The organism is Azospirillum formosense (assembly GCF_013340925.1).
Lineage (GTDB): Bacteria > Pseudomonadota > Alphaproteobacteria > Azospirillales > Azospirillaceae > Azospirillum > Azospirillum formosense.
On record NZ_WHOR01000254.1, the window covers coordinates 1 to 8554 of the forward strand.

The 8554-nt window shown below is 69.1% G+C and carries 8 protein-coding genes; 4 read left to right on the top strand and 4 right to left on the bottom strand.

Annotation, left to right across the window (positions count from 1 at the left end):
• A partial coding sequence (locus GBZ26_RS23770) for an exonuclease domain-containing protein (protein ID WP_345772064.1) occupies positions 1-1339 on the top strand: 1339 nt, incomplete at its 5' end.
• Positions 1340-1343: 4 nt separating this feature from the next.
• Here the strand turns inward: GBZ26_RS23770 and GBZ26_RS23775 are convergent.
• Complete coding sequence (locus GBZ26_RS23775; protein WP_174440974.1) at positions 1344-1811, bottom strand: YaiI/YqxD family protein; 468 nt, start codon at positions 1809-1811, stop codon at positions 1344-1346.
• A gap of 123 nt (positions 1812-1934) precedes the next feature.
• Between GBZ26_RS23775 and ettA the strand changes: the two genes are divergently transcribed.
• Entirely contained in the window at positions 1935-3611 is a 1677-nt protein-coding gene (gene ettA, locus GBZ26_RS23780) for an energy-dependent translational throttle protein EttA (RefSeq protein WP_119509319.1), read from the top strand.
• Positions 3612-3662: 51 nt separating this feature from the next.
• Here ettA and GBZ26_RS23785 read toward each other — a convergent pair whose 3' ends face one another.
• The 3 genes from GBZ26_RS23785 to GBZ26_RS23795 form a co-directional block, all read right to left on the bottom strand.
• Positions 3663-5144 (bottom strand): pentapeptide repeat-containing protein, encoded by a 1482-nt coding sequence (locus GBZ26_RS23785; protein ID WP_174440975.1) that lies wholly within the window; start codon positions 5142-5144, stop codon positions 3663-3665.
• Positions 5145-5350: 206 nt separating this feature from the next.
• Positions 5351-5968 (bottom strand): MlaC/ttg2D family ABC transporter substrate-binding protein, encoded by a 618-nt coding sequence (locus GBZ26_RS23790; RefSeq protein WP_014240616.1) that lies wholly within the window; start codon positions 5966-5968, stop codon positions 5351-5353.
• Between the two features lie 93 nt (positions 5969-6061).
• Positions 6062-6838, bottom strand: coding sequence for an MlaA family lipoprotein (locus GBZ26_RS23795; protein WP_174440976.1), 777 nt, complete (start codon positions 6836-6838; stop codon positions 6062-6064).
• Positions 6839-7247: 409 nt separating this feature from the next.
• Here GBZ26_RS23795 and GBZ26_RS23800 point away from each other — a divergent pair, with 409 nt between their 5' ends.
• Both GBZ26_RS23800 and GBZ26_RS23805 read left to right on the top strand, forming a co-directional pair.
• On the top strand, positions 7248-8231 hold the full coding sequence (locus GBZ26_RS23800; protein ID WP_174440977.1) for an ArsR/SmtB family transcription factor: 984 nt from the start codon (positions 7248-7250) through the stop codon (positions 8229-8231).
• Positions 8228-8554 (top strand): methylenetetrahydrofolate reductase (locus tag GBZ26_RS23805; RefSeq protein WP_174440978.1); only part of this gene is annotated, 327 nt, incomplete at its 3' end. The genes GBZ26_RS23800 and GBZ26_RS23805, both read left to right, overlap by 4 nt.

The window sequence follows — 8554 nt, forward strand, 5'->3', positions numbered from 1 at the left end:
TCGTACAGTGTGTGGAGGCGGCCCGATGCGGGGCGGGGCGTGGCGTTCGGCGGTGCTGGGCTTTGCGGTGGCGGGCATGGCGCTCGCCTTCCTGGGGGTGGAGATCGGGCGGCTGGCCGTCGCCGATCCCGAGCGCTCCTTGCTGGACATGGGGGCGGTCGGGCTCGGCGTGCTGGCGCTGTGGATGGCCTTCGCCCGGCTGAACCGTCATTTCCGCGATCTGGGCCGGCTGCGCGAAACCCTGTCGGCGTGGCGCGGGCGCGGCGCCGCTTCCCTCGCCGCCGATGCGAAGGAGGACGAGGCCGGCGACCTCGCCCGGGCAGCGGCGGAGGCGCTCCGCCATGGCCGCCACGGCGAGCATCGCCCGGGGGAGCGGCTGGCCGGCGTGATCGCCGCGTTGGAGGAGCCGGTGGTGGTGCTCGACGATTTCGGGCGGATCGACACGCTGAACCCCGCGGCTTCCGCCCATCTGGGGCTGGAGGCGGGGGCGGACATCTACGACCACCTGTCGCGCCCCGAACTGTTCCGCGCCATCGAGCGGGCGCGCGAGGACGGCCGCATGGTCTCCGCCTTGCTGCGCCGGGCCCAGGGGGGCGAGGTGCCGGTGCGCGTCAAGGATCTGGGGCTCCAGTCGGGGATCGCCCTGGTCTTCCCGGCGAAGGCGGGAGAGGCCCAACCGCTGCTGTCCGGCGAGCGGCGGCTCCTGCGCCCGAACGGCCGTCCCGTCCATCTCGGCGACGAGGACCCGCTGCTCGCCCTGCCGATGGTCAGCCTGTGGGTGGCCACCGCCACCGGGCGGGCGGAGGATGGACCGGTCGTCGCGGTGGGCACGGTGCGGATGGTCGGGCCGCGCGTCTTCCGCAGCCTGTCGCTGGAGCTGTTCGTCGATCCCGCCGCGCCGATCCCGGCGGAGGGCGCCGCGGTCCATGGCGTGACGTCGGCGATGGTGGAGGGCGCGCGCCCCTTCGCGGCGGCTTGGCCGGTGATCGCCGAGGCTCTGCGCGGCTGTGCGGTGATCGGCGTCGGTGTGGACGTCGCGCTCGGCACGCTGGCCCGCGCCTGCCGCGATGCCGGCCTGCCGGTGCCGGAGGCGCCGCCGGCGCTCGACCTTGCCCGGCTCGCCGCGGCGCTCGATCCGGCGCTGGAGGGAGCCTCGCTGGAGGAACTGGCCGCCGCCTTCGGCATCGCCACCGACCGCCGCATGGGCCCCTTCGCCCCCGCCCTGGTCGAGGCGGAGTTGGCCGCGAGCTTGCTGACGCGGCTGGACAAGCGGGGGATCGCCACGCACGGGCAGGCGCGCGCCTTCGCCGCCGGTCAGGCGGGCGCGTTGCCGGAGTAAATGCTCAGCGCCATTTCGGCCGCCGCCCGGCCTTCAGCGCCTGCACCGCCTGATCGAGCGTTTGCAGGAACTTCGACTTGTCCTGCTGGCTCATCGGCTTGTTGCCGCCGCTGACGACGCCCATGTCGCGCAGATCCTGCATCAGCGCGCGGGTGGCGATGGCCGAGCCTATGCTGTCCTCGGTGAAGGGGCGGCCGGTCGGGCCGATCACCACGGCATGCCTCTTGACGCAGCGGTCGGCCAGCTGGATGTCGGCGGTGACCACCACGTCGTTTTCGGTCGCGTGCTCGGCGATCCAGTTGTCGGCGGCGTCGAACTCCGACCCGACGACGACCAGTTCCGACAGGCATTCGTTGGGCAGGCGGAGCGGGCCGTTGCTGACGATCCACACCTTGATTCCATTGCGCCCGGCCACCCGGTAAATTTCGGCCTTTACCGGGCAGGCATCGGCATCCACATAAATCTCGACCACCGGGCCTCGCTCCTTCGCCGTTTCATGCCGCGTCCTTATGCGCTAAAACCCTGGGCGAGCGAAGTGGCGCCGCGTGTGGCGTCCTGGATTTTTCCTTTTTGTGCAGAAGGGTCGGAGCGGCGCATGGCGTCCTATCAATATGTCTATGTGATGAAGGGCCTGTCCAAGGTCTACCCCGGCGGCAAGAAGGTTCTGGACAACATCTGGCTGTCCTTCCTGCCCGGCGTGAAGATCGGCGTCCTCGGCGTCAACGGCGCCGGTAAGTCGACCCTGATGAAGATCATGGCCGGCCTGGACAAGGATTATTCGGGCGAGGCCTGGGCCGCGCAGGGCGCCAAGGTCGGCTACCTGTCGCAGGAGCCGCAGCTCGACCCGACGAAGACGGTGCAGGAGAACGTCCTGGAGGCCCTGGCCGAGACCAAGGGCCTGCTGGACCGCTTCAACGCCGTGTCCGAGGCGATGGGCGACCCGGACGCCGACTTCGACGCGCTGATGGCCGAGCAGGCCGAGCTTCAGGAAAAGATCGACGCCGCCGACGCCTGGGACATCGACCGCACGGTCGAGATCGCCATGGACGCGCTGCGCTGCCCGCCGGGCGATTCTGACGTGACCAAGCTGTCCGGCGGCGAGCGTCGCCGCGTCGCGCTGTGCAAGCTGCTCCTGGAGAAGCCCGACCTGCTTCTGCTCGACGAGCCGACCAACCATCTGGACGCCGAGTCCGTGGCGTGGCTGCAGAAGCACCTTGAGGATTACAAGGGCACCGTCGTCCTGGTCACCCACGACCGCTACTTCCTCGACAACGTGACCGGCTGGATCCTCGAACTCGACCGTGGGTCGGGCATTCCGTGGGAGGGCAACTACTCCTCCTGGCTGGAGCAGAAGCAGAAGCGCCTGGAGCAGGAAGGCCGCGCCGAGGAGGCCCGCCAGAAGCAGCTCGCCACCGAGCTTGAATGGATCCGGCAGTCCCCGCGCGCCCGTCAGGCCAAGAGCAAGGCCCGCATCTCCGCCTACGAGACCTTGCTGGCCGAGAGCGGCAAGGAAGCGACGGGCGAGGCCCGCATCGTCATTCCGACGCCGCCGCGCCTGGGCAACGTCGTCATCGAGGCCGAGAGCATCAACAAGGGCTTCGGCGACCGCCTGCTGATCGATGGCCTGTCCTTCCGCCTGCCGCCGGGCGGCATCGTCGGCGTGATCGGCCCGAACGGCGCCGGCAAGACCACCCTGTTCCGCATGATCACCGAGCAGGACGGGCCGGACGCCGGCACCTTCCGCGTTGGCGAGACGGTGAAGCTGGGCTATGTCGACCAGAGCCGTGATTCGCTGAACCCGAACAAGACCGTGTGGGAGGAGATCTCCGACGGGCTGGACGTCATTGACCTCGGCAAGAAGTCGATGCCGAGCCGCGCCTACGTCTCGTCCTTCAACTTCCGCGGTCCGGACCAGCAGAAGAAGGTCGGCCAGCTCTCCGGCGGTGAGCGCAACCGCGTCCATCTCGCCAAGATGCTGAAGTCCGGCGCCAACGTGCTGCTGCTCGACGAACCGACCAACGATCTGGACGTCGACACGCTGCGCGCCCTGGAAGAGGCGTTGGAGAGTTTCGCCGGCTGCGCCGTGGTCATCAGCCACGACCGCTGGTTCCTCGACCGCCTCGCCACCCACATCCTGGCCTTCGAGGGCGACAGCCATGTGGAGTGGTTCGAGGGCAACTTCGAAGCCTACGAGGCCGACAAGAAGCGCCGTCTGGGCGAGGATGCGGTGAACCCGCACCGCATCAAGTACAAGCCGCTGGTCCGTTCCTAAGCGGTTCCGGCGATCCCCCTCTCCCACCCTGGGGGAGGGGGCGTCCTTCGGTCACCCTTCCAGCTTCTGATGCTCCAGGAAGGCGGTCTTCAAGAGCTGCTTGAGATCGTCGCCATACTGGTGGAAGCGCACGGATACCTGGCCCTTCCCCACGCCCTTGTGCACCACGACCATCCGCGCGGTGGCCAAGATGTCGTCCCGCCCGGTGATGGACAGGCGGCCCTCGATCGTCTCGCCCTCCTCGAACAGATCGTCCGGCGCGTAGAGGCAGATTCCGCCGATCGACCAGTTTCGGGAGGAGTGGGCGCCGCGGTCGGTCTGGACGACCAGACAGGGCTGGGCGTAGCGCTTCTGCGCCCGCCGCTCCATCGGTGCCGGTTGCGGCGGCGGCGCGGTGTCCACGGTCACCGTGATTCCCGTGCCATCGAGCTTCGCCCCGCCCAGTTTGGCCGAGCGCAGCACCGCGTTCTCCATCCGGGCGTCGCGCAGGTCGGCGCCGGTCAGGTTGGCGCCGTCGAAGTTGGCCGGCCAGGGGCGGTCGCCGGACAGGCGGGCCGGCCGGGCGTCGGCGCGCGCCAGGACGGCGCGGGACAGCCCGGCGCGGCGCAGGTTGGTGCCGTTCAGGCAGGCCTCCGTCAGGTCGGCCCCGATCATCTCGGTGTAGGAGAAATCGGCCATCTCCAGGCTGGCTTTGCGCAGCCGCACACCCATCAGGCGGCAGCGGCGCAGCCGTGCGGCGGCGAGCACGCGGCCGGTCAGGTCGGCCCCGATCACCGAAACGAGGTCGAGGTCGAGATGGCGGCCCTCCGCCCCCTGGCTGTTCACCCACCGCTCATGCTCGGCGACGGCCTCCAGGAAGGCGCCCGACGGCATCGGCTTGTAGGCCGGCTTGACGATGGCGTTTTCGGGAAGGGAGGCGGGCAGGTAGTTGCGGTCGAGCGTCGCCTCGTCGATCGTCGTGCCGTCGAAGGTCACACCGTCCAGGGTGGCGCCCCAGAAATCCGCGCCGACCAGAACGGCCGCGGTCATGTCGGCGCCCGTCAGATCGGCGTCGTTCAGGTCGGCGCCGCTGAGGTCGCAGCCGGTGAAGTTCGCTCCGGCCAGGATGGAGCGCTCCATCTTCGCCTCGGTCAGGCGGGTGACGCCGTCGCTGCGCGGCTTGTCGCCCGTTCCGTTCATCAGCGACCCGGCGCGGAAATCGGCGCCGCGCAGGTTGGCGTCGGTCAGGATGGCCCGGTGCAGGTTGGCGCCGCGCAGATCCGCCCCGATCAGCGTCGAGGCGGTCAGGTTTGCCCCTTCCATGTCGGCGCCGAACAGGTCGGCCTGCGAGAGGTCGGCCCGGACGAGGCGGGCGCCGACCAGATTGGCCCCGGCCAGCTTCGCCCCGTTCAGGTTCACCCGGTCGAAGTTGAGATTCGAAAGATCGCGGAAACTGAGGTCCGCCCGTCGCCCGCCGCGGCGCGTCAGCCACGTCTGGTGGGCGAGGATGATCGCCTTGATCTCGTCGATCTCGTTCGGAGTCCGGTCGGCCATCGGATGGGGCGCCCGCTGCTGCAACACACAAGAGAGGCTTCGGGCGCGACCATACCCCTTCCGGCGGTGTTCGTCACGGAATCGCCGTTTGGACCATCATGAAAAAGAGGCCATGAAAAGGAGGCATGAAAAGCAGGCATGAAAAGGGCCGCCCGAAGGCAGCCCCTGAATTGGTCCGGTCTTTCCGGGACGCGCGGAGCGAAGGATCAGCCGGCGCTGCCGACCTTCTGGCGCAGCGCCTGGAGCAGCCCTTCGACCCGGCCGCCGTTCTGGCCGATGACGGAGGCGAATTCCTGGCGCTGGGTCACGCCCATGCTGACGCCCTCGACCACCACGTCGATGATCTTGTAGGCGGTGTCACGCTTGCGCACACGCCAGTCCACATTCACCGGCGGGCCGTTGGGGCGGACGATCTGGGTGGTGACCATGGTGTCCGCTTCGCCCTCGACGCGCGACCCGGTGATGCGGAAAGTTTCGCCCGAATACTCGACGAAGCGGTCGGCGTAGGTGTTGACGATCAGCCGTTCGAACAGCTTCTGGTATTCGTCGTGCTGCTGCGGCGTGGCGGAATTCCAGTAGCGGCCCAGCACCCAGCGCCCGATGTAGGCCACGTCGAAGCCCTGATAGAGCAGTCCGCGGAAGCGCTGCACCGCCTGCTCGCGCGACAGGCTCTTGTTCGAGAAGGTGGCGACGGCCTCGTTCCCCAGCGATTGGATGAACGCGGTCGCGCCCGGATCAGCCGATTGAGCGGCGGCGGGACGGGCGGCCCAGCTGCTCACCGCGAGCAGGGCCGCGCACACGAGAAACAGGCGACGTGTCAGCATGGCAAGGCAAAAGTGGCTGCCGCGGAGGCTTTGTCAACACTCAATCGGCGAAAGGATCGAGCGCGGACGGTCGCACCGCGGCAGGCCCCCTCCTTATTTCTTGGCGGGTTCGTCGAAATCGGGGAACTCCGGCGTCGCCGGCGCGATGTCGTTGGCGATCGCGGCGCGACGCTGCTGCGCATAGAGGCTGCGGGCCGTCGCGTAGAAGTCCAGCGAGTTCCTGCGCAGGTCGTCGATCTCGCGCAGGAGCTGCGAGCGGCGGTCCAGACCCGCGGCGGCGGTCCGCCCGTACATCGCGTTGTCCGCCCCGGCGGCGTTGGTGCCGATGCGGAACGGGTCGGCCAGCGTGTCGACGCCGTAGCCCAGCGTGTCGCGGACGTTCGACGGGCCGAGGAACGGCAGCACCACGTAGGGGCCGGGGCCGATGCCCCAGACGCCCAGCGTCTGGCCGAAATCCTCCGGGCGGTCGCCGATCCCGGCCTCCGTCGCCACGTCGGCGAGGCCGCCGATGCCGAGGATGGTGTTGGTCATGAACCGCCCGGTGGCGACCTGCGCACCCTCGAAATCGCCCTGCAGCAGGTTGTTGGCGATGTAGAGCGGGCCGAGCAGGTTCTGGACGAAGTTGTGCACCGCCTGGCGCAGCGGGTCGGGGACGACGCCCACATACACCTCCGTCGCCGGGCGGATCAGCAGGATGTCCGCGGTCTCGTTGACGGCGAAGACGAATCGGTTGGGAATCTCCAGCGGATCGCTGACCGTGACGTCGGCTTCGCTGCTGCCGGGCGCGGTTGCGCAGCCCGCCATGCCGAGGGCGACGACGGCCACGGCGGCCGAGCGAAGAAGGGAGCGGGAGAGGTTGGCCAGCTTCATCGGCGACGGCTCTTTCTGGGGACACGACTTTGGGCGGGGCATCCGATTCCACGGCCCCGTCGCGCCACGTCCGAAGGGTTCGACCCCTCGCCGGGCGGCAACGGACGCTGCCGGACAGGACATCGCCCGGAAAATCCGTGCGATCCCTTTGTTTCGTGCCTAACACAGGCGCCGCCTTTTGACCAGCGTGCCACGCGAGGTCACCATACGGATACCGCCCTATGTGGTAGGATTGCCGCGCCCTTCGCGTGCCGACCGGGCGTCCTGTCAGCCGGTGCCGCCCGATTGGAAGGGTAACCGGTGAAAACGTGTTTACGCTGCATAAAGATATCTTTATATCTGTATCCCGCATGGCGGGCCGCGGTGGCCAGCCAACCCTTCGGGGCGTTTCGGGACGGTGCCGGCGGTCATGGACGAACTGCTTGCGACATTGAAGGCGGCGGCGGAAACCACGCGGCTTCGGCTGCTGGCGCTGTGCGCTCATGGCGAGCTGACCGTGACCGAGCTGACCCAGATCCTGGGCCAGAGCCAACCGCGGGTGTCCCGCCATCTGAAGCTGCTGTGCGACGCCGGTCTTCTCGACCGTTTCCGTGAGGGCACCTTCGCCTTCTACCGGCTGACGGAGCGCGGCGCCTCGGCGGAGCTGGCGCGGGTGCTGGTGGACGCGATCCCGTCCGACGACCCGACCATGACGCTGGATCTGGAGCGGCTGGAGGCGATCAAGCGCGCCCGTTCCGAGGCGGCGGCCAGCTACTTCCGCGAGAACGCCGCCCGCTGGCATGAAATCCGCTCTCTCCACGTCCCGGAACGCGAAGTGGAGGAGGCGCTGCTGCGCCTGATCCCCGCCGACGGGATCGGCGATCTCCTGGACATCGGCACCGGCACGGGCCGCATGCTGGAGGTGCTGGGGCCGCGCGCCCGGCGCGCCGTGGGCGTGGACCAGTCGCGCGAGATGCTGTCCATCGCCCGCACCAAGCTGGAGGACACGGCGCTTCGTCATTGCCATGTCCGGCAGGCGGACATGTACCAGCTTCCTTTCCCCTCCGGCTCCTTCGACGCGGCGGTTGTCCATCAGGTGCTGCATTTCGCGGAGTCGCCGGTCGATCTTCTGGCCGAGGCGGCACGCGTGCTGCGGCCCGGCGGCCTGCTGCTGCTGGTCGATTTCGCCCCCCACGTCCTGGAGACCCTGCGGGCGGAACACGCGCACCGCCGCCTGGGCTTCTCCGATGCCGAGGTTGCCGCCTGGTGCCGCCAATGCGGCCTGGAGTGCGGTGCCGTGGTGCATCTGCCGGGCGAACCGCTTACCGTATCCATCTGGCCGGCGGTGCGCGCCGCGAAGGGCGCATCCCCGGCCGACCCCTCCATCCTCTCCATCAGCGGAGCCCAGTCATGACGTCCGGCATCCCGTCGGTCAGCTTCGAATTCTTCCCGCCCAAGACGGAGAAGATGGAACAGAGCCTGTGGCAGGCGATCCAGCGCCTTGCCCCGCTCAGCCCCTCCTTCGTCTCGGTGACCTACGGGGCCGGCGGCTCGACGCGCGAGCGCACGCACAACACGGTGACGCGCATCCAGAAGGAGACGGGCATCCCCGCCGCCGCCCACTTCACCTGCGTGGGCGCGACGCGCGAGGAGATCGACGCCATCGCCCGGACCTACTGGGACGCCGGCATCCGCCATCTCGTGGCCCTGCGCGGCGATCCGCCGGAGACCGAGGGC